Annotated in this window: 24 protein-coding genes; 19 read left to right on the forward strand and 5 right to left on the reverse strand. The window is 62.9% G+C overall.

The window, feature by feature from the left end:
* Positions 1-13: 13 nt before the first annotated feature.
* On the reverse strand, positions 14-607 hold the full coding sequence (locus DFP86_RS11715; RefSeq protein WP_243729376.1) for a phosphatase PAP2 family protein: 594 nt from the start codon (positions 605-607) through the stop codon (positions 14-16).
* Positions 608-869: 262 nt separating this feature from the next.
* Between DFP86_RS11715 and DFP86_RS11720 the strand changes: the two genes are divergently transcribed.
* The 13 genes from DFP86_RS11720 (at position 870) to fabG (ending at position 12,108) form a co-directional block, all read left to right on the forward strand.
* Entirely contained in the window at positions 870-1,211 is a 342-nt protein-coding gene (locus tag DFP86_RS11720; RefSeq protein ID WP_243729377.1) for a phosphopantetheine-binding protein, read from the forward strand.
* Positions 1,208-1,891, forward strand: coding sequence for a COG4648 family protein (locus DFP86_RS11725; protein WP_133681422.1), 684 nt, complete (start codon positions 1,208-1,210; stop codon positions 1,889-1,891). The genes DFP86_RS11720 and DFP86_RS11725 overlap by 4 nt, the downstream gene beginning before the upstream one ends.
* A 7-nt stretch (positions 1,892-1,898) precedes the next feature.
* Positions 1,899-3,248: an AMP-binding protein gene (locus DFP86_RS11730; RefSeq protein ID WP_133681424.1), complete on the forward strand. Its 1,350-nt coding sequence runs from the start codon at positions 1,899-1,901 to the stop codon at positions 3,246-3,248.
* Positions 3,245-3,541, forward strand: a complete 297-nt coding sequence (locus DFP86_RS11735) for a 3-hydroxyacyl-ACP dehydratase FabZ family protein (RefSeq protein WP_133681425.1) — start codon at positions 3,245-3,247, stop codon at positions 3,539-3,541. Before DFP86_RS11730 ends, DFP86_RS11735 begins: the two co-directional genes overlap by 4 nt.
* A complete protein-coding gene (locus tag DFP86_RS11740) occupies positions 3,538-4,464 on the forward strand; it encodes an LpxL/LpxP family acyltransferase (protein WP_133681427.1) in 927 nt (308 codons plus the stop codon). The genes DFP86_RS11735 and DFP86_RS11740 overlap by 4 nt, the downstream gene beginning before the upstream one ends.
* Before the next feature lie 7 nt (positions 4,465-4,471).
* Positions 4,472-5,062 (forward strand): LolA-related protein, encoded by a 591-nt coding sequence (locus DFP86_RS11745; protein WP_133681429.1) that lies wholly within the window; start codon positions 4,472-4,474, stop codon positions 5,060-5,062.
* Positions 5,059-7,398: an MMPL family transporter gene (locus tag DFP86_RS11750; RefSeq protein ID WP_133681431.1), complete on the forward strand. Its 2,340-nt coding sequence runs from the start codon at positions 5,059-5,061 to the stop codon at positions 7,396-7,398. The genes DFP86_RS11745 and DFP86_RS11750 overlap by 4 nt, the downstream gene beginning before the upstream one ends.
* Positions 7,382-8,062: an alpha/beta hydrolase gene (locus DFP86_RS11755; protein WP_133681433.1), complete on the forward strand. Its 681-nt coding sequence runs from the start codon at positions 7,382-7,384 to the stop codon at positions 8,060-8,062. The genes DFP86_RS11750 and DFP86_RS11755 overlap by 17 nt, the downstream gene beginning before the upstream one ends.
* The gene (locus DFP86_RS11760; RefSeq protein ID WP_133681435.1) at positions 8,059-8,865 is read left to right on the forward strand and encodes a polysaccharide deacetylase family protein; all 807 of its coding nucleotides are present in this window, start codon (positions 8,059-8,061) and stop codon (positions 8,863-8,865) included. The genes DFP86_RS11755 and DFP86_RS11760 overlap by 4 nt, the downstream gene beginning before the upstream one ends.
* Positions 8,866-8,946: 81 nt before the next feature.
* The gene (locus tag DFP86_RS11765; RefSeq protein ID WP_133681437.1) at positions 8,947-10,140 is read left to right on the forward strand and encodes a beta-ketoacyl-[acyl-carrier-protein] synthase family protein; all 1,194 of its coding nucleotides are present in this window, start codon (positions 8,947-8,949) and stop codon (positions 10,138-10,140) included.
* Positions 10,137-10,931, forward strand: coding sequence for a beta-ketoacyl synthase chain length factor (locus DFP86_RS11770; protein ID WP_133681439.1), 795 nt, complete (start codon positions 10,137-10,139; stop codon positions 10,929-10,931). Before DFP86_RS11765 ends, DFP86_RS11770 begins: the two co-directional genes overlap by 4 nt.
* Positions 10,928-11,374, forward strand: a complete 447-nt coding sequence (locus DFP86_RS11775; protein ID WP_133681441.1) for a hotdog family protein — start codon at positions 10,928-10,930, stop codon at positions 11,372-11,374. The genes DFP86_RS11770 and DFP86_RS11775 overlap by 4 nt, the downstream gene beginning before the upstream one ends.
* Positions 11,375-11,388: 14 nt before the next feature.
* A complete protein-coding gene (fabG, locus tag DFP86_RS11780) occupies positions 11,389-12,108 on the forward strand; it encodes a 3-oxoacyl-ACP reductase FabG (RefSeq protein ID WP_133681443.1) in 720 nt (239 codons plus the stop codon).
* Positions 12,109-12,186: 78 nt separating this feature from the next.
* Here the strand turns inward: fabG and DFP86_RS11785 are convergent, their stop codons facing one another.
* Together DFP86_RS11785 and DFP86_RS11790 are read right to left on the reverse strand one after the other, a co-directional pair.
* Positions 12,187-13,437 carry a beta-ketoacyl-[acyl-carrier-protein] synthase family protein gene (locus DFP86_RS11785; RefSeq protein WP_133681445.1) on the reverse strand — a complete coding sequence of 417 codons (1,251 nt, stop codon included), beginning with the start codon at positions 13,435-13,437 and terminating at the stop codon, positions 12,187-12,189.
* Positions 13,438-13,716 carry an acyl carrier protein gene (locus tag DFP86_RS11790; protein WP_133681447.1) on the reverse strand — a complete coding sequence of 93 codons (279 nt, stop codon included), beginning with the start codon at positions 13,714-13,716 and terminating at the stop codon, positions 13,438-13,440.
* 194 nt (positions 13,717-13,910) lie between these two features.
* Here DFP86_RS11790 and DFP86_RS11795 point away from each other — a divergent pair, with 194 nt between their 5' ends.
* From DFP86_RS11795 to DFP86_RS11810, 4 genes are all read left to right on the forward strand, one after another.
* Positions 13,911-14,663 carry a lysophospholipid acyltransferase family protein gene (locus DFP86_RS11795; RefSeq protein ID WP_133681449.1) on the forward strand — a complete coding sequence of 251 codons (753 nt, stop codon included), beginning with the start codon at positions 13,911-13,913 and terminating at the stop codon, positions 14,661-14,663.
* A 97-nt stretch (positions 14,664-14,760) separates the two neighbouring features.
* Complete coding sequence (locus DFP86_RS11800; protein ID WP_243729378.1) at positions 14,761-15,534, forward strand: glycosyltransferase family 2 protein; 774 nt, start codon at positions 14,761-14,763, stop codon at positions 15,532-15,534.
* Between the two features lie 3 nt (positions 15,535-15,537).
* Positions 15,538-16,416 carry a class I SAM-dependent methyltransferase gene (locus tag DFP86_RS11805; RefSeq protein ID WP_133681453.1) on the forward strand — a complete coding sequence of 293 codons (879 nt, stop codon included), beginning with the start codon at positions 15,538-15,540 and terminating at the stop codon, positions 16,414-16,416.
* 152 nt (positions 16,417-16,568) lie between these two features.
* Complete coding sequence (locus DFP86_RS11810; RefSeq protein WP_133681455.1) at positions 16,569-17,282, forward strand: hypothetical protein; 714 nt, start codon at positions 16,569-16,571, stop codon at positions 17,280-17,282.
* Between the two features lie 71 nt (positions 17,283-17,353).
* Here the strand turns inward: DFP86_RS11810 and DFP86_RS11815 are convergent, their stop codons facing one another.
* Together DFP86_RS11815 and DFP86_RS11820 are read right to left on the reverse strand one after the other, a co-directional pair.
* Positions 17,354-17,602 carry a hypothetical protein gene (locus DFP86_RS11815; RefSeq protein ID WP_133681457.1) on the reverse strand — a complete coding sequence of 83 codons (249 nt, stop codon included), beginning with the start codon at positions 17,600-17,602 and terminating at the stop codon, positions 17,354-17,356.
* Between the two features lie 93 nt (positions 17,603-17,695).
* Positions 17,696-18,373, reverse strand: a complete 678-nt coding sequence (locus DFP86_RS11820; protein WP_133681459.1) for a hypothetical protein — start codon at positions 18,371-18,373, stop codon at positions 17,696-17,698.
* A 562-nt stretch (positions 18,374-18,935) separates the two neighbouring features.
* Here DFP86_RS11820 and DFP86_RS11825 point away from each other — a divergent pair.
* The gene (locus tag DFP86_RS11825) at positions 18,936-19,931 is read left to right on the forward strand and encodes an FHA domain-containing protein (protein WP_133681461.1); all 996 of its coding nucleotides are present in this window, start codon (positions 18,936-18,938) and stop codon (positions 19,929-19,931) included.
* Complete coding sequence (locus DFP86_RS11830; RefSeq protein ID WP_166642243.1) at positions 19,928-21,484, forward strand: protein kinase domain-containing protein; 1,557 nt, start codon at positions 19,928-19,930, stop codon at positions 21,482-21,484. The genes DFP86_RS11825 and DFP86_RS11830 overlap by 4 nt, the downstream gene beginning before the upstream one ends.
* The last annotated feature ends 280 nt before the right edge of the window (positions 21,485-21,764 follow it).

The raw sequence follows: 21,764 nt of genomic DNA on the forward strand, positions 1-21,764 counted from the left end.
GGAGCAGTCCCGGTCACATACTCAGACCGAGTCCGCGGGCAGCATGGGCTTTCAGGCCGGTCGCCAAGGCGGTGACGATGCCCAGCACAGTACCGGCCAGCACGTCCAACGCGACATGCTGTTTAATAGCCATGGTGGAATAGGCGATGGCCACGCACCAGACGACATTCAATACCTGCGACATCGTTCCCACCTGCAGGAAACGCAAGCGCCAATAAAGCCAGAAGCAGGAAAACACCGCAGTGGCGACATGCAGCGACGGGCAGGCGTTGCCCGCCGTGTCGACCTGTTTCAAAAACGCCACGCTCGGATATTGCGTCCAGTCGATATGCGCCGGCGGCACCGCATTGGGCCATAAATAGAATACGGCCAGGCCGATCAGGCAAGGCACGAGCACTCGCAAACCATAGCGAGCGATCTCGCCGGTCGACAGCATCAGGATGGGCGGCAGCGAGACATATAACCAAAGCGACAGATAAATCGGCAGCGCAACGGGCTGGAAGCCGATGGCATCGTCAAGCCATGTCGTGGGAATGATACTGACCGGCGCGGCCGGGTGCTTGAGCAAAAACAGATAAGCGACGAAAAAGCACAGGGTGAACCCCATCGTGCCAAACATCTTGAACCAGAAATGGGTCGCAACCGTTGTCCAAAATCCCATTCCCTCACGACGGCGAATGATTGCCCCTTCGTTCAAATCGACTCCTTCAATCCGATATCGCACTGTACCTCTGGGCAGCCCTGTTGCTATAATTTTGCCCTTTTCGTCAAGGAACTTCCGGCGAACCCGCCATCGGGCACGAAAACCCGCGCGGACGGAAGCATGCCTGTTTCAGACGGAACGTGATCATACCGGAAAGTAGATTACGTTGGCGATTGCCGATACATCTTCATTAACATTTAGCGCGAAACTGCAAACCATGTCACTTCAATCCACTGCACAAACCGCACCGGACCTGGCCCTCGAACGAGAAATGGCGGGACTCATCGTGACGGCGCTGAACCTGGACATCGCGGCGGAAGCTATCGAGCCGACGGAACCGCTGTATGGCGACAAACTGGGCATCGACTCCATCGACATTCTGGAGATCGCCCTGGTCATGTCGAAGCAGTACGGCGTGCAAATGAAGGCCGACAGCGAAGACAACGCCCGGATTTTCGGCTCGCTGCGCGCCCTGGCGAGCTATATCGGCGAGCACCGCGCGAAATGATGCCGCTTTGGCGCAAGCTGCGCCCGGCCCTGTTGGCGGGCGCCTTCGCCGTCTACGTGTTGTTGAGCTACCTGGCCTCCTCCACCAATCATCCGCCGCTTCTGGCAGTGATCGTGGGGTCGCTCCCACTGGCGGCAGGCATCGTCGCCGCCTGCTGGCAGTCGCCGTTTCGCTGGCCGGCGATGTTGGCCTGCCTCGCGGCGGGCATCGCCATCGCGCTGAACATCGACCGGCTGATAGGCCATGCGGCTTGGCTCTATTTCATTCAGCATCTCGGCGCCATGCTATCGCTCGGCGTCCTGTTCGGCGGCACCTTGCGCAGCCACGAAGGCGCACTGTGCTCCCGCATCGCCAAGCTCGCCATCGCCGAGGAGCTCGACGCCCGCTACCTGCATTACACTTGGCGCGTCACCCTGGTCTGGACCCTCTATTTCGCTGTCAGCGCGATCGTATCCGTTGCGCTGTTCTGCCTGGCTCCGCTCGCGGCCTGGGCCTTCTTCGCCACGGTGTTGACGCCGATTTCGCTGGGCATCATGTTCGGCGGCGAGTTCCTGATCCGACTGCGCACCCTGCCGGATAGACCGCACTTCAGCATCGCCCAGACGATCCGCTCGTACCGCCAGTACATGCAACAGCGTAAATCGTCCGCCGCGACGCCAATCTCACAGCACATCGAATAGCGTCATCATGAGTTCGTTACCCTTGCTTCCAGCGACCGACCCCCAGGCGCCCTTCGCCCTCTATCGCGGCGCCGTCGTCTCCAGAGAATGCTTTCAGTCGCAAGTGATGGCGCTTGCCGCCGCCTTGCCGGCCAGCGAACGCGTCCTCAACCTGTGCAGCGACCGATACTGGTTCGCCGTGTCGCTGTTCGCCGCTATCGCACGCGGCATCATGACGGTATTGCCCAACTCGGCCGCGCCGGAGCATCTGGCCGCCGTCGCCGCAGAACAACCCGGCCTGCTGCTACTCGGCGATCAGGATGCCGCGCCGGCCGACCACCTGCCGTATTTCCGCGTCGACACCGCGGCATCGAACAGCGCGATCTCGGCCGACCTGCCGCTCATCCCGTTCGACCGGCTGGTGGCCTGCGTCTACACCTCTGGGTCGACCGGCACGCCGAAACCGCATTACAAGGCCTTCGGCCGGCTGCGACTGGGCATACTGGCCGGCGCGGAACGCATCTGGGAAGCGGCCGGCGGCCCCTGTTCCGTGGTGGGCACGGTACCGATCCGACACATGTACGGTCTGGAGTCCAGCGTGCTGTTGCCGATCTTCGGCGGCGGGCGCATGTCGACCCACATCCCGTTCTTTCCGTTGGACATCGCCGCGAGCCTGGCCGAAATGGCCGCGCCGCGCCTGTTGGTGATTACCCCATTCCATCTGCGCAAGCTGCTCGAAGCCGACATCGCGCTGCCGCCGGTCGCGGCGGTGCTATCCGCCACCGCCCCGTTGTCGGCCGAACTGGCCCAAGACACCGAGGTGCGCCTGGGCTGTCCGGTCATCGAGATTTACGGTTCGACCGAGACCGGGCAACTGGCCACCCGCCAACCTTGCCGGGAGACCGTTTGGCACAATCTCGGCGACATCACCCTCGCCGTCCGCGACGGCGAGACCTGGGCACAGGGCACGGTCTACCAGACGCCGCAGATGCTCAACGACACTGTCGAGTTGCTCTCCCCCTCGTCGTTCAGACTGGTCGACCGTAAGGCCAACATGGTCAACGTCGCCGGCAAACGCAGCTCGCTGAGCTTTCTCAACGCCACGCTCGCCGCACTGCCTGGCGTCGAAGACGGCGTCTTCTGCATCCCCGAGCGTCACGGCGCCCAGGACGTGGAACGGCTGGCGGCCTTCGTGGTGGCGCCGACCCTGAACCGGGAAACCCTCCTGGCCGGCCTGCGCGCCCACATCGACCCGGTATTCCTGCCGCGCCCGATCGTCTTCGTGGACTCGCTGCCGCGCGATGGCAACGGCAAGATCCTGGCACGCACGCTGGATACCCTGATCCAGCAGCACATCCTCGACCGGAACACGCCATGACGACTCTGGCACTGTCTATCCCCGCCGATCACCCAGCCTTCGCCGGTCACTTCCCCGGCCGGCCCATCGTACCGGGTGTCGTGCTGCTCGACCTGGCGCAGCTCGCCATCGCCGAGGCCATAGGCCAGGAGCCCATGGGCCTGGCGGTCGCCAAGTTCCATAGCCCGGTCGGACCGGACACGGCGCTGCAACTCGATGTCGAGGTGGTCGGCTGCGCCGTCCGCTTCGAAATCCGCGCAGGCGAGCGCAAGGTGGCCGACGGCAAGTTCCTATTGCCGGAGGCCGCGCCATGAGCCATTCGAACAGCCCCCCCGAATCGGCCGATTCCCCTGCCTGGCTACACCACAAGGAGCGCGGCAACGTCTTCTGGCTAAGCGTCATGAGCACCCTGTCGCTGCGATTGGGCCGACGACTATCGCGCGTGGTGCTGGCCGGCATCGCCCTGTATTTCGTGCTGTTCGGCGGCAAAGCTCGGCGCGCGTCGAAAGACTACCTGGCCCGTTGCCTCGGACGCCCGGCAAGCTGGCTCGACCGCTACCGCCATGTCCTGGCCTTCGCCAGCACCATCCACGACCGCATCTATCTGCTGCGCGACCGCTTCGATACTTTCCGGATTTCGCTCGACGGTGCCGACACCCTGCACCGGCATCACGACGCGGGTCAGGGCTTGCTGCTGTTCGGTGCGCACCTGGGCAGTTTCGAAGTGCTGCGCGCCATGGCACGCCATCGGCCGGACCTGTCCGTCAGCATGGCGATGTACCCGGAGAATGCGCAAAGAATCAACCGCGCCCTGTCGGCGATCAACCCGAACGCCATGCAGGACATCATCCCGCTGGGCTCGCTCGGCGCCATGCTGGCCGTGCACCGCCGCTTACAGGAAGGCGCGTTGGTCGGCATCTTGGCCGACCGCGCCGTCGGGCCGGATCAATACGTCACTCTGCCGTTTCTCGGCGCGCCGGCCCGCTTCCCGACCGGCCCCTTCCGCATGGCACTCATGTTGGGCCATCCGGTCTATTTCATGGCCGGCCTCTATCTGGGCGGCAACCGTTACCGAGTTCATTTTGAAATGCTGACCGACGGCGCCGACCTCGCCGGCCTCGAACGCGATGCCGCCATCGAGACCCTGCTCGGCAAATACGTGGCGGCGCTGGAGCGCCAATGCCGCGCCCAGCCTTTCAACTGGTTCAATTTTTACGATTTTTGGGAAGAAGCCTAAACAAACCATGCACGCAAACCGAATCGCCAAATCTTTTGCCGGGCTACTACTGCTGTTGCTGGCCATGACCGCCGCCCATGCCGCCGACTGGGGCATGCAGGATCTGATGCAGATGCTGAGCCAGAAAAAGACCGGCAGCGCCACCTTCGTCGAAAAGAAAACCCTGGCCGTGCTGAGCCAGCCGCTGGAATCGTCCGGCGAATTGTCCTTCACCGCTCCGGACCGATTGGAAAAGCGCACCCTCAAGCCCAAGCCCGAATCGATGGTGCTGGTGGGCGATAAGCTGACGCTGGAACGCAGCGACGGCCGCAAGATGACCGTATCGCTCAACGACCGCCCCGAAGTGGCGGCCTTCGTCGAGAGCATCCGCGCCACCCTCTCCGGCGACCGCGGCGCGCTTGAGCGCTTCTACAACGTCACCCTGTCCGGCACCGCCGGAGAATGGCAACTGACACTGGTGCCGATCCAGCCGCGCATGCAAAAGATCATCAGCCAGATCCGCATCGCGGGTAGCCGCGCGCAGGTCAAGACCATCGCCTTCCTGCAAGCTGACGGCGACCGCTCCGACATGACCATCACCAGCGCCAACTCGCGATGAAATCACCGCGTCGGACCCTGCTGCTCGCCGTCTGGGCGTTGTCGATGCTGGCCGCCGTACTGGTGATCGCCCAGACCCGCTTCATCGCCGACCTGTCGGCCTTCATGCCCAAGGCGCCCAGTACCCGGCAGCAGATGCTGCTCGATCAGCTGCGCGACGGCGCGATCGCCCGCATCGTCCTTTTGGGCATCGAAGGCGGCGACAATGCCGAGCGCGCCCGGCTGTCGCGCGGCCTGGTCGACAAGCTCGCCGGCAACCCGCTGTTCTCCTCGATACAGAATGGCGATGCCGCCACCGCAGAACGCGATCAGCGCTATTATTTCGACAACCGCTACTTGCTCAGCCCGGCGATCGATTCGCAGCGCTTCAGCGCGGCCGGCATGCATCAAGCCGTTGGCGACTTGATCGACGATATGTCCGGCGACGCCGGCTTGATCGTCAAACAGATTCTGCCGCGCGACCCGACCGGCGAAACGCTGCGCATCATCGACCAATTCGGCGGCGAAACACCGCCGCGCACCGACAATGGCATCTGGGTGTCGCGCGACGGCCAACGCGCCGTATTGATGGTGCAACTCACCGACTCGGGCTTGAATACCGACGCCCAGGCCCATGCGCTCGACACCATCCGCATGGCCTTCGATTCGCTACCAGGCCATCCGGCCGCCACTCGGCTGAAGATGAGCGGCACCAGTGTGTTGTCCGTCTCGGCGCGCAACACCATTCAGGGCGAAGTCGGTCGTCTGGCCGTTGTCGGCACCGTGCTGGTGGTCTGTCTGCTGCTATTGATCTACCGCTCGGTGGTGCTGCTGCTACTGGGCCTGGTGCCGGTCGTCTCGGGCGCACTGGTCGGCATCGCCGCGGTCAGCCTCGGTTTCGGCCATGTACACGGGCTGACGCTGGGCTTCGGCACCACGCTGATCGGCGAGGCGGTCGACTACTCGATTTATCTATTCATGCAACGCGAAAACGGCAGTCACCCGGCCGGCTTCTGGCGCACGATCCGCTTGGGTGTGCTGACCTCGATCGCCGGCTTTGCCGCTTTGCTGTGCTCCAGCTTCCCCGGCCTATCGCAGTTGGGCCTGTACTCGATCAGCGGCCTGGTCACCGCCGCGCTGGTCACGCGCTACGTATTGCCCGTGCTCATGCCGGCCAACGCCCGCCTGAACGACCTGACCCCTATCGGTCTGCGACTACAACAGGCACTGGACTTCCTGATGCGTATGCGCTGGCTGATGGTCGCCGCCGGTGCTTTGGCCGCGCTGGTGCTGGTCGTCAACCATCAAAGCCTCTGGAACCGCCAGCTGTCGGCGCTCAGTCCGATCTCCAAGGCGCAAAGTGCGCTCGACCTTCAACTGCGTGGCGACCTGGGCGGCAACGATATGCGCTACGTGGCAAGTTTCACCGCGCCGAACCAGGAAAGCGCGCTCGCCGAGGCGGAACGCGTCGACGCCGTGCTGCGCCCCTTGCAGCGCAATCAGGTTATCTGCGGCTTCCATTCGCCAAGCCAGATCCTGCCAAGCCTGGCCGCCCAGCGCGCACGCCAGGCCGCCTTGCCCGATGAGGCGCAGGCGCGCGGCAATCTGCAGCTTGGGCTCGCCGGCCTGCCGTTGTCGGCCGACAAACTCGACGGTTTCTTGACCGATCTGCGCGCAGCACGCCGCCAACCGCTACTGACGCGTGCCTCGCTCGCCGGCACCTCGTCCGGCATGCTGCTCGATTCGATGCTGATCAAGCGCACGAGCGGGTTTTTGGTGCTGATGCCGCTCAGCCCTTGCGGACAAGGCACGACCGACGACCGTCTCGACCTGAACCGCGTGAGCGCGGCCCTCGATGCCAACGGGCTCGGCCAAGTCACGGTGATCGATCTGTTGGAAGAAACCACCGGCATCTTCGACAGCTACACCCACGAGGCGCTGCTGCTGTCGTCGCTGGGCTGCCTGACCATCCTGCTACTACTGAGCCTTGCCTGCGGCCCGCGCCGCGCGATGCGCGTCGCGCTACCGCTGGCTTGCGCCGTACTGTGCGTGGTGGCGCTCCTACACGCCGGCGGTGTGCAATTGACGATCCTGCACCTAGTCGGGCTGTTGCTGGTCGTGGCCATCGGCTCCAATTACGCACTGTTCTTCGTCAGCGACAGCGGCGGAGATCAACGCAAGATGGAAACTTCACTGGTCATCGCCAACCTGGCCACCGTCATGAGCTTCGGGCTCTTGGGCACGTCGAGCGTGCCGGTGCTGTCTTACATCGGCTCCACCGTGGCCATTGGCACCCTACTGGCGCTGGTCTTTTCCGCCGGGCTAACACGGATTCGCTCCCATGCGCGTCATCCATGACTTAGCACACCCAGGCCAGCGGGCGACGCAGCTTTTGGTGCTGCTGCCGCCCGCCAAGGCGCGCCTCGAGGACCTGATCGAGCAAGGTTTCGTCGCCGCGGTACGCGCGCGGCAATTGCCGCTGGACATCGCGCTAGCCGAAGTCGGCTACCAACAAGTGATGGCGCAAAGCGTGGCATCCGACCTGCGCCGGCAATTGATTGCGCCCGCCAAAGCGCTGGGCTATACCGGCATTTGGCTGGCGGGTATTTCACTTGGCGGTTTCAATGCACTCGACTACGCCGCCTCGCACGCCGACGATCTGACCGGCATCAAGCTGATCGCCCCCTACCCCGGCACCGCCGACATTCTCAACGAGCTGGCGGCCGCGGGCGGGCCCGAGGCCTGGGCGCGCGACCCGGACGGCTCGCGTGCCGACGAGCGGCGCTGGTGGCACTGGCTATGGCGCGAATCGCAGCGCGGCGAGGCCGGTCTGCCGATCTGGCTCGGCCTCGGTCGAGCCGATCGTTTCGCCCGCGGTCAAGACATGCTGGCCACACTGACACCCGACGCGCGCCTGCGGCGCATCGACGGCGACCATAGTTGGCCGGTATGGCAAACCCTATGGCAGCATTGGTTGGATGACGGGCCTTTCGCCACCAGGGCCATGGAGCGCACACCGTGATACGTTGGCAACTCTCCCCTTTCCTGCGGCTATGCCTGGCGCTGCACCTCTTGGCGCTGGCCGGGCTTTTCGCCCGCCCCTCGGCCTGGCCCTGGATCGCGGGCGCGCTCTTCGCGCTGCATGGCGTCATCGCCGCGGCCGGCCTGCTGCCGCGCTGCCGCCTGCTGGGCCGTAACCTGACACGGCTTCCGCACAGCGCCGCCGCGCGCGGCGAAGTCGCCATCACCATCGACGACGGCCCCGACCCGACAGTCACCCCCCAGGTGCTGGCCATTTTGCGTCGACACGGCGCGCGCGCCACCTTCTTCTGCATCGGCGAACAGGCAACACGCTATGCCGAGCTGTGTCATCAGGCCATTCGCGAAGGTCATGACATCGAGAACCATGGCCAACGCCATCGCAAGCACACCTCGCTGTTCGGCCCCGCCGGCTGGCGGCGAGAAGTCGGCGAAGGCCGAGCCACGCTCGCCGCCATTACCGGTCGTCAGCCGCGCTTTTACCGGGCGGTCGCCGGCCTGCGAAATCCCTTCCTCGACCCCTATTTACAACGATCCGGCCAGTTTCTTGCGAGCTGGACACGTCGAGGTTATGATACGCGGAACCCTAATCCCGATGCGGTTTTCGCCAAACTGACCTGCAATCTCGCGGCTGGAGATATCCTCCTGCTGCATGACGGCAACGCCGCTCGCACCCCCGATGGCCAGCCTGTGATTCTGGAAGTTCTACCGCGTATTCTGGATGAATTGGCTCTGCGCCGACTGAAACCCGTCACACTGCGTCAGGCTTGCGAAGATGCCCGATGACACGTTGCCGGTTACCGTTGTTCGAAGCCTTGGATCGTGGCCCGCCGACGCCACGCCGTATCGACCTGCCATAAAGTCTTTATGCTAGCTCTCAAACTCAGTGCCTATACCCTGACCAGCGCGCTTGGCGCCGGCATCCTTCCCCACATAGACGCCCTGCGCCGTCAGCGTGGCGGCATCGTCCGCCAACATTGGGAAACCGTCGATTTCGAATTCTGTATGGGCGAGGTCGCCGGCGTCGACGCCTTCGCTCTCCGCCCCGACCTGGCGCGCTTCGATTGCCGCAACAACCGCCTGGCGCAGTACGCTCTGGAGCAGGATGGCTTCGCCGACCGGGTACGCGCCGCCATCGACCGTTACGGTGCCGACCGGGTCGCCGTGATCCTCGGCTCCAGCACCTCGGGCATTCTCAGCTCCGAAGTCGCCTACCGTCACCGCGATCCGGCCAGCGGCCGACTGCCCGCCGAGCACCGCTACCGAGAAACCCACAACGCCTATTCGGTCGCCGACTTCGTGCGCCACTATTTCGGCCTGTCCGGTCCGGCCAGTGTCATTTCCACCGCCTGCTCGTCCAGCGCCAAAGTCTTCGGCGCGGCGCAACGCATGATCGAACTGGGCCTAGTGGACGCGGCACTGGTCGGCGGCATCGACACACTGTGCTTGACCACCATCTACGGCTTCTCCTCGTTGCAACTGGTCTCGCCCAATCCGTGTAAACCTTTCGACGCCCAGCGCGACGGCATCTCGATCGGCGAAGGCGCCGCCTATGCGCTGTTGGAGCGGCCCGATAGCAAGGCTACCGGCGGCATTCTGCTCACCGGCGTCGGCGAAACCAGCGATGCCTACCACATGTCCTCGCCGCATCCAGAAGGACTAGGCGCGCGCGCGGCCATGACCGCGGCCCTCGAACAAGCCGGTCTACAACCGGACGACATCGACTACATCAACCTGCACGGCACCGCGACGCCGAGCAACGACGCCGCCGAAGACGCGGCGGTCGATGCCGTGTTCGGTCGCGCCACGCCGTGCAGCTCGACCAAGGGCCACACCGGCCACACGCTGGGGGCGGCGGGCGGCATCGAGGCCATCATCTGCGCGCTGGCGCTCGACGGCGGCTTCATGCCCGGCGGCGTCGGCACCGAGGCACGCGACCCTCGCCTCCACTGCAACTACCTGCTGCAGACGGTCGAACGCCCCCTGCGCCACGTACTCAGCAATTCGTTCGGTTTCGGCGGCAGCAACTGCAGCCTGATTTTCTCTCGGGAGGCAGTATGAGCATGGCACCCCTTTACATCGACGGCGTCAGCATCCTCGGGCCGGGACTGGCCAACTGGGAAGAGGCCGCCCGCATCCTCTGCGGCGAGCAGCCGATCGAATTGGCGCCGATCGTCGTCGCGGCGCCGGCATTATTACCGCCGACAGAGCGTCGCCGCGCCGGTATGGCCATCAAGCTGTCGATGGCTGTCGGCCTTGCCGCGGCCGATGCCGCCGGCATCGACCCGGCTTCGCTCGCCAACGTTTTTTCCTCGACGGGCGGCGATTGCGAAAACTGTCACAACATTCTGGAAACCCTGGCGTCGAGCGATCGCATGATCTCCCCGACCCGCTTTCATAATTCGGTGCACAACGCGGCGGCCGGCTACTGGAGCATCGCCACCCACTGTACGGCCGCCTCCACCAGCCTCGCAGCCTACGACGCCACCTTCGGCGCAGGCCTGCTCGAAGCCGCCACCCAGGCGCTGGCCAGCGGCAAACCTTGCCTGCTCATTGCCTTCGATACCGCCTATCCGGAACCGCTTTACGCCTTGCGACCGATTCCGTATCCGTTCGGTATCGGCATGGTGCTCAACCCCGCGCGTAGCGCCGCGAGCCTTGCCTCGCTACGCCTGGCGTTGACTCGCGATCCGGTCGAGCCGATGGACGACGCGCAACTGGAACATATTCGTCAACAGATTCCCGCCGCGCGCGGTCTGCCCTTACTGCGCGCCTTGGCGACCGGCACGGCCGGCCGCGTGGTGCTCGACTATCTCGACGACACGCGCCTGGCGCTCGAGGTCGGCGCATGATCGACCGGGATTGGATCGCCGCGCGCATCCCGCACCATGGCGACATGTGCCTGCTGCATGCGGTTCGAGAATGGGACGATCAACACATTGTCTGCGCGGCCGTGAGCCATCTGGCCAGGGAGAACCCACTGCGCGCGAACGGCCGGCTGGGCATTGCCAACGCCATCGAATACGCGGCGCAGGCCATGGCGGTTCACGGCGCGCTGTTGAATGGCGCGAACGAGGCCCCCAAGGCGGGCTTTCTCGCCAGCGTGCGCGACGTGCGCTGGCATCGGCCGCGCCTGGACGATATCGGGCAGCCGCTGACCATCCGCGCCACCCGCCTGTCCGGCAACGACGTCAGTGTGCTGTATCAATTTGAAATCCATGCCGGCGAATTATTGGCAAGCGGCCGGGTCAGCGCCATCTTGGACGCCGCCGCCCTTGCCGGCAAAACCCTGTAAGAGTCCGACCTCCGATGAAACGAGCATTGATCACCGGCGGTAGCGGCGCCATCGGCGCCGCCATCTGCCGACGTCTAGCCCACGATGGCTTTCATGTCATCGTCCATGCCAATCGCCAACTCGCCGCCGCCACGGCGCTCTGCGCCGAATTGGCCGCAGAGGGCCTGTCGGCCGAAGCCGTACAATTCGATGTCGCCGACGCCGAGGCCACGCGCCAGAGCCTGGAAAACCTGCTGGCGGCCGGCGCCATCCAAGTGGTGGTCAACAACGCCGGCATCCACGACGATGCCGTCTTCCCCGGTATGCGGCCGGATCAATGGCATCGCGTCATCGACGTCTCGCTGCATGGATTTTTCAATGTCACCCAACCGCTGACCATGCCGATGATCCGCACCCGTTGGGGGCGCATCATCAATCTGTCCTCGGTCGCCGCACTGACCGGCAACCGCGGACAGACCAACTACGCCGCGGCAAAGGGGGCGCTGCATGGCGCCACCAAATCGCTGGCCATCGAACTGGCCAGCCGCGGCATCACCGTCAACGCCATTGCGCCGGGCATCATCGAATCGGATATGACCAAAGACACCTTCGGTGCGGAGCAGGTGGCACGCATGGTGCCGATGAACCGTGTGGGAAAACCGGAGGAAGTGGCAAGCCTGGTGGCCTTCTTGGCATCGAAAGAAGCCAGCTACATCACCGGCCAGATCATTTCGATCAACGGCGGGATGATCTAAGAACGGCCGTAGGAGCAGCTTCCGCCGCGATTGGCCGCCGCAAGTAAATCGCGGCTAAAGCCGCTCCCACGAGACAAGTCAACACCGTCGAGCCACCAGCGACACATTGCTGCCGCCGAAAGCGAAAGAGTTGGACATGATGGCCGACACCTCGCAACCGTGGCGCGCCGTCAGAGGAATGAAATCCAGATCGCAGCGCGGATCCGGCGTATCCAACGTAGCCGTCGGCGGCAGCGAACCGCTATTCATCGCCATCATACTGAGGACGAATTCGAGAATACCGCTGGCGCCGATCAGGTGGCCATGCATCGATTTGGTGGAGCTGACTGCCAGACGCGTGGCGGCTTGGCCGAACACCGTTCGGATCGATTGCGCCTCGACCACGTCGCCGGCATCGGTGGCGGTGCCATGGGCATTCAGATACTGGATCTGTTCCGGTTCGAGCCCGGCCTGGGCCAACGCCTGACGCATCGCCACCACCTGCTCCTCGCTCGACGGCGCGGTCAGATGCGCGGCGTCGCTACTGCAGCCATAACCGCAAAGCTCGCCAAACGCCGCGCGCTGCCGAATAGCCGCGCGCGCCTCGCTTTCCAGCACGATGGCCGCCGCGCCCTCGCCGAGCACGAACCCGCTGCGGTTCAGCGCGAATGGGCGGCAACTGCGCGCCGGATCGGCAGCGTCGGGTTTGGCCATCACGCGCAAGGCGTTCCACGCCAACATCGCCCCCGGCGTCAACATGGCTTCGGTACCGACCACCACGGCGGCATCCAGATAACCGTCGCGGATTGCCCGGAACGCCTCGCCGATCGCCACCGCGGAAGATGCGCAAGCCACCGAGTAGGTATTGCTCGGGCCGCGCAAGCCGTACTGCATCGACACCGTCGCGGCGGCGGCATTGGCCATCATGCGCGGTACCGACAACGGATGCACCACGGTCGGACTACGATTGCCTTGGCCGTTTTGCAAAGTGTTATGCAGACGCGTATACAACGCGTCCACCGTTTGCGCCCCGCCAAAGCCGATGCCGACATAGACGCCGAAACGACGCGCACCGTCCGGGGAGGCCGCGACGCCGGCATCGGCCAGCGCCTCTTTGGCGGCCACCAACGCGAATTGCGTCGCCCGATCGAGCTGCGCGTGGCAATTATCGAGCAACGAACGGGGATCGACCGCGGCCGGTGCAACCAGCACCTGCGGCAGCCACTTCGCGATCTCCGGCGTCGCCGGGCCGATCGCGCACCGTCCGGCCAACGCGGCGGCGAACGTGCTCAGCCGGTCGGCACCCAGGGGGCTGATGGCCCCCATGCCAGTGATCAGTACCTTGGTCAATTATTTGCTCGCTTGCAGATCGGACTCGGGCAATTCGCCGTTATCATGCGCGCGGATGGCGCTTTCGATATCGGCCAACATGGCGGAAAAACTCATTTGCGCGTAGCGCATCGGATCGGGCAATTGAAACCCACAGCGATCTTCGATCTCAAACAGCATTTCCACCATATCGAGCGAGTCCAATTTCAAGTCGGAAACTTGCAGATCGGGCTTGTCAAACAGGGCAGTATCTTTGCCTTTATTGTCTATCAGGTAGTTTTTAACGATATCTTCTAGCATGTAAATTCCAGCAGGAGTACGGGGGCCTATCACAATTTAAGGTATTATAAAGTAAAATTGTGCAAAAATGGTTGATGATGGTCTAGCTATACGCCCGGTTTGCACCCCGGTCGAATAGACTGTCGTCTTATCCCGAAACATAGAATGTCATTGGCTTTTCCCGCCATGCCGTGGTTGCCCGAAATCGAAATTTAATGCTGAACCACATTCATCGCGTTCACCAGATTGTCTTGTTTTACACCATGCTGCTCTGGCTGGGTTCCATGTTGCTTCTGGGCAACCTGTTGGCTCTCCCTCTTGTGGTCGCCCCCCGGTCGCTGCGCGAACCGCTGGTGCGCGGGACGATCAGCCTGATCTGCCGCACCTTTCTCGACGGCGCACAAGCCTGCGGGCTGATGCGGCTCGACCTGTCGGCGCTCGATACGCTCAACGGGCGCACGCACCTACTGCTGGTTCCCAACCATCCCAGCATGATCGACGCCTTTCTGGTGCTGTCGCGCGTGCGCCAGGCAGTATGCCTGATGAAAGCCAGCATCAGCGGCAACCTGTTCCTCGGCGCGGGCGCCCATTTGGCCGGTTACGTCTCGAACCGCCATCCCGGGCGAATGTTCCGCCAAGCCATCGACAGCGTCGCGGAGGGCAAATTGCTGATGATCTTCCCCGAAGGCACCCGGACTGTCCATCAGCCGATCAACGACCTGCAGGGCTCGGTGGCCCTGATCGCCAAAAAAGCCCGCGTACCGCTGCAAACCATCCTGATCACCACCAATTCGCCTTATTTGAGCAAGGGCTGGAAAATATGGCGACCGCCGGTCTTTCCGCTGATTTACCGCGCCGTGCCGGGTGAACAGTTCGATGCCGACGAAAAGCTGGAACTGACCGCGGCCAGACTCCAACAATACTTCGAATCGTCGATGACCCGCTCCATCGACCCCGACTTACGGTAAGGGCAAGGATGCAAAGCCCGCGCCTTGACCGCGCGCCGTCTAATCGGCTATGTTCCGCAAACTCGCATTTCAGCCGGGTAAGAATGATCTCGGCGCCATGACACGAATGAATAGCCCTTCCTCGACACATCTGGTTTTAATTCCCAGCTACAACCCCGGCCCCAAGGTCATTGAAACCGTACGCGCCGCCCGACACCACTGGCAGCCGGTATGGGTGGTGGTCGATGGCAGCACCGATGGCTCGGCCCAAGCACTCGAAGCGCTGGCGCAGCAAGACCCCGGTCTGCGAGTCCTGGTTCTGCCGGAAAACCGCGGCAAAGGCGCCGCCGTCCTATACGGCATCGAACAGGCAGCCAGCCTTGGCTTCAGTCACGCATTGTGCATGGACTCCGATGGCCAGCACCCGGCCGACCGTATCCCCGACTTCATGGCCAGCTCCCAGCAGCATCCCGACGCCATGGTGCTCGGCGTGCCGGTGTTCGACGCCAGTGCGCCGTCGCTGCGCGTCAAGGGCCGCAAGATTTCCAACTGGTGGGCCAACCTGGAAACGCTTGGCATGGGAATTGGCGATTCGCTGTTCGGCTTCCGCGTTTATCCGATCGCCCCACTGCGGCAAGTGATGCATCGCCAACGCTGGATGCGCCGTTTCGACTTCGACCCGGAAGCGGTGGTACGGCTGTGCTGGCACGGGGTACGCCCCGTCAACATGCAGGCACCGGTCAAGTACTTCCAACCCGAGGAAGGCGGTGTATCCCATTTCAACTATTGGCGCGACAACCGTCTGCTGACCTGGATGCACATTCGCCTGATGCTGGGCTTCGTTCTGCGTCTGCCGCGGCTACTCTGCCGCCGCCTCAACGGAAAGCATTGAACCGTGTCCGTCCCGGCCATGATCGCCCACCTACTGCTAGAGCAGTTGCCTCGCGAGCCGTTGCTGCGAGTGCCGGAATCCGATGCCGTCATGGAAGCGCCGGCGCAGGTGGAAGCCTTTGCCGAAAGCGGCCGCGACCAAGGCATCCTGGCCTACGTTTATCTCTTTCACGCGGCGCTGTCGCTGCCGGTCATCCGGCCGGGCGACCTGGTGTTGGATCTGGCCTGCGGCCCGGCCAACCAGTTGGCGCAAATTGCCCGACTGAACCCCGAGAGCCGATTTATCGGCTTGGACGCCTCCCCGCGCATGCTCGATCTGGCACGCGACACCCTGGCCCGCCAAGGCGTCGACAACGTCACGCCGAGCTATGGCGACGTCACCTGCCTCAATAACCTGGGGCCGGCATCCGTCGACACGGTGCTATGCACCATGTCGCTGCACCACCTGCCGGACACCGAGGCGCTCGCTCAGACCATGCGTGAAATCCACCGCGTCCTGAAGCCCGGCGGCGGCTTGTTCCTGGCCGACTTTGGCCGCCTGAAGCGACAAGCGACCCAGCGTCACTTTGCCTACGACCGTATCGAGCAACAATCCCAACTCTTTACCGCCGACTTTCTCCACTCCATGCGCGCGGCGTTCAGCCTCGACGAATTGCGCACGGCCATTGAAGACGCCGGCCTCGCCGCGCATGGCTACCACACCGCCCTGGCGCCATTCATGATGATCTTCCGCAGCCAGCCGCGTCGTGTGGTCGACCGTTCGCTCACGCTACGCCTGCAACAGGCTTATCGCCGGCTCGATCGCGGCGCTCGGCGCGACTTCGACAACCTGGCGCGCTGGTTCGGCCTCGGTGGCCTCTCGCTCCCCTGCCCCGTTCGCTGACCGCGCGTCTGCCTCTTTGGCGCTTGCCTTGAAGTACCGGCAGTTCGTCCTTCTCTTTTAATTTCAAATGCATTATAAACAAAAAATGCCAAACGCATATTTCGTTTGGCATGACCATCTACGCGAACCACCCTCAGGGAAAAGGACAGATCATGAGCAATAGCAGCTTCACGCTCTGGTGCGTCAATAACTCGAATAACGCCGGCAACGTCTGCGTCTACCAAGACAGCGGCAACGTCGCAGCCACCGGCACCGGTACGCTCGACACCCTGGCCTGGATGGTGACTGGCGCCAACCCCGGCATCCAAATCCAATTCATCTGGAACACCGCCTACGATCTGGTCTGGTTCGACAACGACCCGACACCCAGCCAGCAGATCTTGCCGACAAGCACCGGCAATCAAGCCACATTGAGCAAAAACAGCTACGGCTACCTGTTCTCGCCCACCACCACCGGTACAGCGGGGCAGCTGACCGTCAGAACAGACACCAGCATCCCGGCGGTCAACAACGTGATCACCGGCATCGGTATGGACGGCGCCGGCACTTTCGGCTACCCGGCACTGCCGAATGTCGGCTACGGCTTCACCCCGGCCAGCACCGCTAATTTGTCCTACTGGATCAGCTTCGGTTACAGCGGAAAAGTCAATCAATCGATCACTGTCGCCAGCATGAACAACCCGCAGCAAATCACCTTCCCATACGGCGTAACCACCATGACGGCGACTTACCAGATCGACGGTACCTGGAGCGTCAGCACCGGTGCGCCGGTCAACGCCATGACGACCGAGGCCTTTGCCACCAGCGCCGAGGACAGCCCGACGCAACAGGTGCTGGTTTATCGGCCGGGTGTCGGCCTGAGCTGAAGCGCATGCGCCAAGGGCGGAAACGATGACGCCCACCTCCGAGCCACGGAGGTGGGCGCCGGCTTACCGCATCAATAACTGAGCATCAACGTTCCGGCGGGGGGCTGAACCCCCGCCGTGGTATTAGTGACACTGATGGTTCCGCCATTGACCGCCACGGAAACATGCGCATTCACGCCCAGCGCGAACGGCACCGCTGCGCCGCCGTTGAGCGAATAGGTACCGGTGCCCGCGGCCGGGGCGATGATGTTCAGGGTGCCGGCAATGATGCCAGCGCCGAAATTGGCCGTCTGGCCAACATTCAGATAAAGGGTAGGCATACAGAATCTCCTAACTGAGGGAACGGCAATCGGTCGTGCCGCCAGCCCGGGCCAACGATGCGATCGTCGGGTCAGCGGCAAACGGCGCGGTGATTACATCGGGCTGACGGTCCAGGTGCCATCCACGTTGTAAACCACATTGAAGGTGGTGTGACCGGTGGTGGTGTCGCACGAAGCGGCCTGGTTCGATGCCGACGAGAAATTGATCACCTGGCCGGCGGAATAGCTGCCGGTCTGCACGTAGAAGATCAGTACCGGCTGGCAATCGACGAACTGGTTCGGCTGTGCCACAACGAAGTTGGACAAGGTCGCGGGGCCGCCGGCGGCGTTCTGGATCGCGGTACCGATGTTGAAGTTGCCGGTGGTATTGGGGTTGTAGGTCGGCGCAACGATGCGGAAAGCGCCACCCTGCACGCCAGCCAACGAATAGGCCGGGCTCAGCCCCAGCGGATCGACGCTCAGGTTGGTGGCGTCGTTGGTGCCGGTGCCGGTCGCCGGCGCCAGGTTGATCGGCTGGCTGGCGGTGGTGCCGCCCGACACATGGCCGACCGTCGGCGTCGCGTATTGCGTCTGTGCGCCGGCGAAATACTGCACATTCATTTCGAACGTCAAGATCGAACCGGAAGTGGCATAAGGCTGCAATACCGAGTTGTACAGGCTATTGGAATAGATAGTCGGACCACCGCTATAAACCGCCGGCGCCTGGAAGAAGAAGAAATCCTGATTGGTTTGCGAGTTATTGGTTACATTAATCGTATAAACTGTGCTCATCATCAACTCCCTATTATTTAACAGAAAATTTGACACAAAAGACGATCATTTTAAAAAGCACACAATGCAATGACGGCGTAAAAATCTAATACCATCACCGCTATCGTCGCGCTAACCAACAATAGGTGCTTCCCGCCGGCAATCTCAATTACGTGTCATAACATGACAAAAAACTAAAACAAGGCACGGCCGCCTTGCTCACGAGCATTGCCAACCAGCAAAGGCATGACCTCTAAAAACACAACACCCATATTTCACTTCATAACAAACATATTCAAAAAAATAGCCGCATCTCGCACAAAAAAACAGCCCAGCTGCGCTGTTTTTCGTGCATGGCGGCCTTTTATAAGACATAAACCAACTCAATAATATATATAAAAATAAATAATATTTTTATATAAATTTATGGTTGCAGCATAATAACATGTGATGCAACATGAAAAAAAAGACCCATATTGGGTCAACAACGAACATCCTGAACGCCAGCAGACAGATCGACACCCAGCCGATGAACCGCTCATCGGATAGAGAAAACATTATTTCGGTTCGAAGAGGTGCGACCATGGCGATTCTGAAACACAGTCATACCGGGGAAGCATGTTTGCTGCGCGCCAACCACATCTTTGGCAGAGATGCCAAGCACTGCGACACCTTGCTCGACACACCCTATGCCTCGCGGATCCATGCCCATATCCGCTGGCACGGCACCGAATGGGTACTACAGGAGTGCAGCCGCAATGGCACCCGGGTATCCGGCTCGCTATTGCGCGTCGGCGAGCGCATCAAGCTGCATGTCGGCGATCTGATCCAGTTCGGTCACGAACGCGAAGCGTGGCGCATCGACGACCTACACGATCCGGTCGATACACTGTGGCCCATCAGCGGCCAGGCGAAACCGATTGCCCTGGCGGATCATCAGGCACTGCCGTCCTCATCCGCCACCCCGGCCTACCTGCTACGCGCCCCCGACGAAAGCTGGCAGCTCTACACAGTTGACGGTAAGCGACCGCTGGCCGACGGCGACGAAATTGCCTGCGGAGACCTAGCCTGGCGACTGGTGCTGGCCCCGCGTTCGGACACCATGCAGCTGGCGCTGCCGCTCGAAAGCCTGCACGCGCTACAACGTATCGACTTCATGGTCAGCCAGGACGAGGAACATGTGCGCGCTTGGCTACATACAGCGATGCAAACGCTCGATCTTGGCGAACGCGCACACCACTACTGCTTGGCGACCCTGGCACGGGCGCGCTTCGCTGCGCAGCAGTCCGGACACAGCGCCGCCACGCAGGGTTGGATCGAGCTGGCGCAACTGGCCCGCATGCTGGGGCAGCCCGCCATGCACATCAATGTGCAAATTCACCGCGCACGCATGCAACTGGCCGCGCTGCAACGACCGGAAGCCGAGCAGTTGTTGGAGCGGCGACGCGGCGCCGTGCGCTTCGGCGCCCTACCCTTCAGGGTCTTTCGCGGCGACACGCTCGAATGCCAATGGCTGCCGGCCGACCATCCTGCGCCGTACGCGCACGGCAGCGCTATCCAGGAGACTCGACCGCGGTGAAGACGTGGGTAAAACCGATGAACGGCACCGTATCCGACTGCCTCGCCCGCCAAGCCGCCATCTGTCCTTTGCCGATCGATCCCGCGCCGCGCGCGGACGAACTGTTGACCGGCACGAACAGTCACCGACATTACCGGCTGTGCCAACGCCTCGGCGAAGGCGGGCACGGCACCGTCTATCTGGCGCAACAACTGGAAACCGGGCAAACCGTCGCCATCAAACTATTGCGCGACGACCCGCGCCTGCCGATGGCCGAACGCCAGAGCCTGCGCGCCCGTTTCCGACGCGAAACCCTGCTATGCGAACGCCAAGTGCACCCGCATGTCGTCGCCTTCCTCGACAAAGGGGAAACGCCGCATGGCCAACTGTATACCGTGTTCGAATACGTGCCGGGTCGGACATTGCACGATGTACTGGCCACCCACGGCGCCTTGCCGATCGAGCTGACCATTCAGTTGATGGCCCAAGTGCTCGACGGACTGGATCACGCACACCGGCAAGGCATCGTCCATCGCGACCTCAAGCCACGCAACATCATGGTCGCCATGGTGGGCGGCATCGCGCACGCCAAGATTCTCGATTTCGGTATCGGCGCCTTGCTGCCGGATGTGCGCACCGACAGCGACCCCGCCCTGACCCGTACCGGCGAGCTGCTCGGCTCGCCCCGCTACTGCTCGCCGGAACAGCTGCGCAGCGAACCGCCCACGCTGAAAAGCGACCTTTACGCCTGGGGGCTGGTGGTCATCGAATGCTTGACCGGCAAAGCGGTGATGCAGGGGCGCAGCGTGGCGGACATTCTGTACCAGCAGCTCAGCCCGGTCGACGTCGCCCTACCGCCCGAGATCGCCTGGCACCCGCTGGGGCGGGTTCTACGCTCGGCATTGCACAAGGATCCGCGCCAGCGCGCCGCCTCGGCCGCCGAGCTGCTGGCACAACTGCGGACGGTGAAACCGCGTCAAACCGGGCGCCGAGCGCATCTGTCGGCCATGTACGACTGGCTGTCGCCCAGCATGCCGGCGGCCAACGATGGCCCGGCATCCGCCGTGCTGTGCTGCCAAGTCACCCCCATCGCCGAGCGGGAGAACGTGCCGCCGTCGCTTCAGGCGGCCCACGACACCCTGCTGGATACTTGGCTCGCCTGCTGCACCGACATTGCCATGCAGCATGGCGGCAAATTGAGCGGGACCCTGGACGATGTGCTGCTCTTCACCTTCGAGGCCCAGTCTTCGCCTTGCCTGGCCGCAGCCAATGCCGCGCTGGCCATGCGCGGCCAGCAGGCCGACGACAGCCAGATCGCGCTGACCCTGGCCATTCATGCCGGCTTCACCGTCAGCCAAAGCCGCACCGTCGCACGCACCGTCATCAGGCTGCAGCGCATGGCCCTGCCCGGCACCATCCTGCTCAGCCACAGCGCTCGGCACCGCCTGAAGACGCTGGCGCGCGTGGCCCGTACCGACAAACGATTGGTCGAAGCCCCGGGCCAGGCACCCTTGCCGGCGTTCCGACTGCTGTCCATCGACAGCCGCGCGGCAGCGCGGCAAGATAGCGCCTGATCAAAAGCGGGCACTCGGCGCACACAGCCCCTATCGTGCCACGCCCCGATCGACTGTCCGACGGATCTTGCGTTGCGGATGATTCGCCGGAATTCGTTCCTCCAAATGTCACCCACCGTGAAAAGGATGACTACTTTGCATATCGTCATACGTCCCCTCGTCCCCTTGTTTCTATTTTCCGGGTTAAGCGTCGCCGCAGAGACAACCAGTTGGGAAGTCCCCCTAACGGTGCCTAAGACTTTCTGCGAAAAAGCCCAGGACAGACCAAGCTGCCTGGCCG

Source organism: Paludibacterium purpuratum (assembly GCF_004363805.1).
GTDB lineage: Bacteria > Pseudomonadota > Gammaproteobacteria > Burkholderiales > Chromobacteriaceae > Paludibacterium > Paludibacterium purpuratum.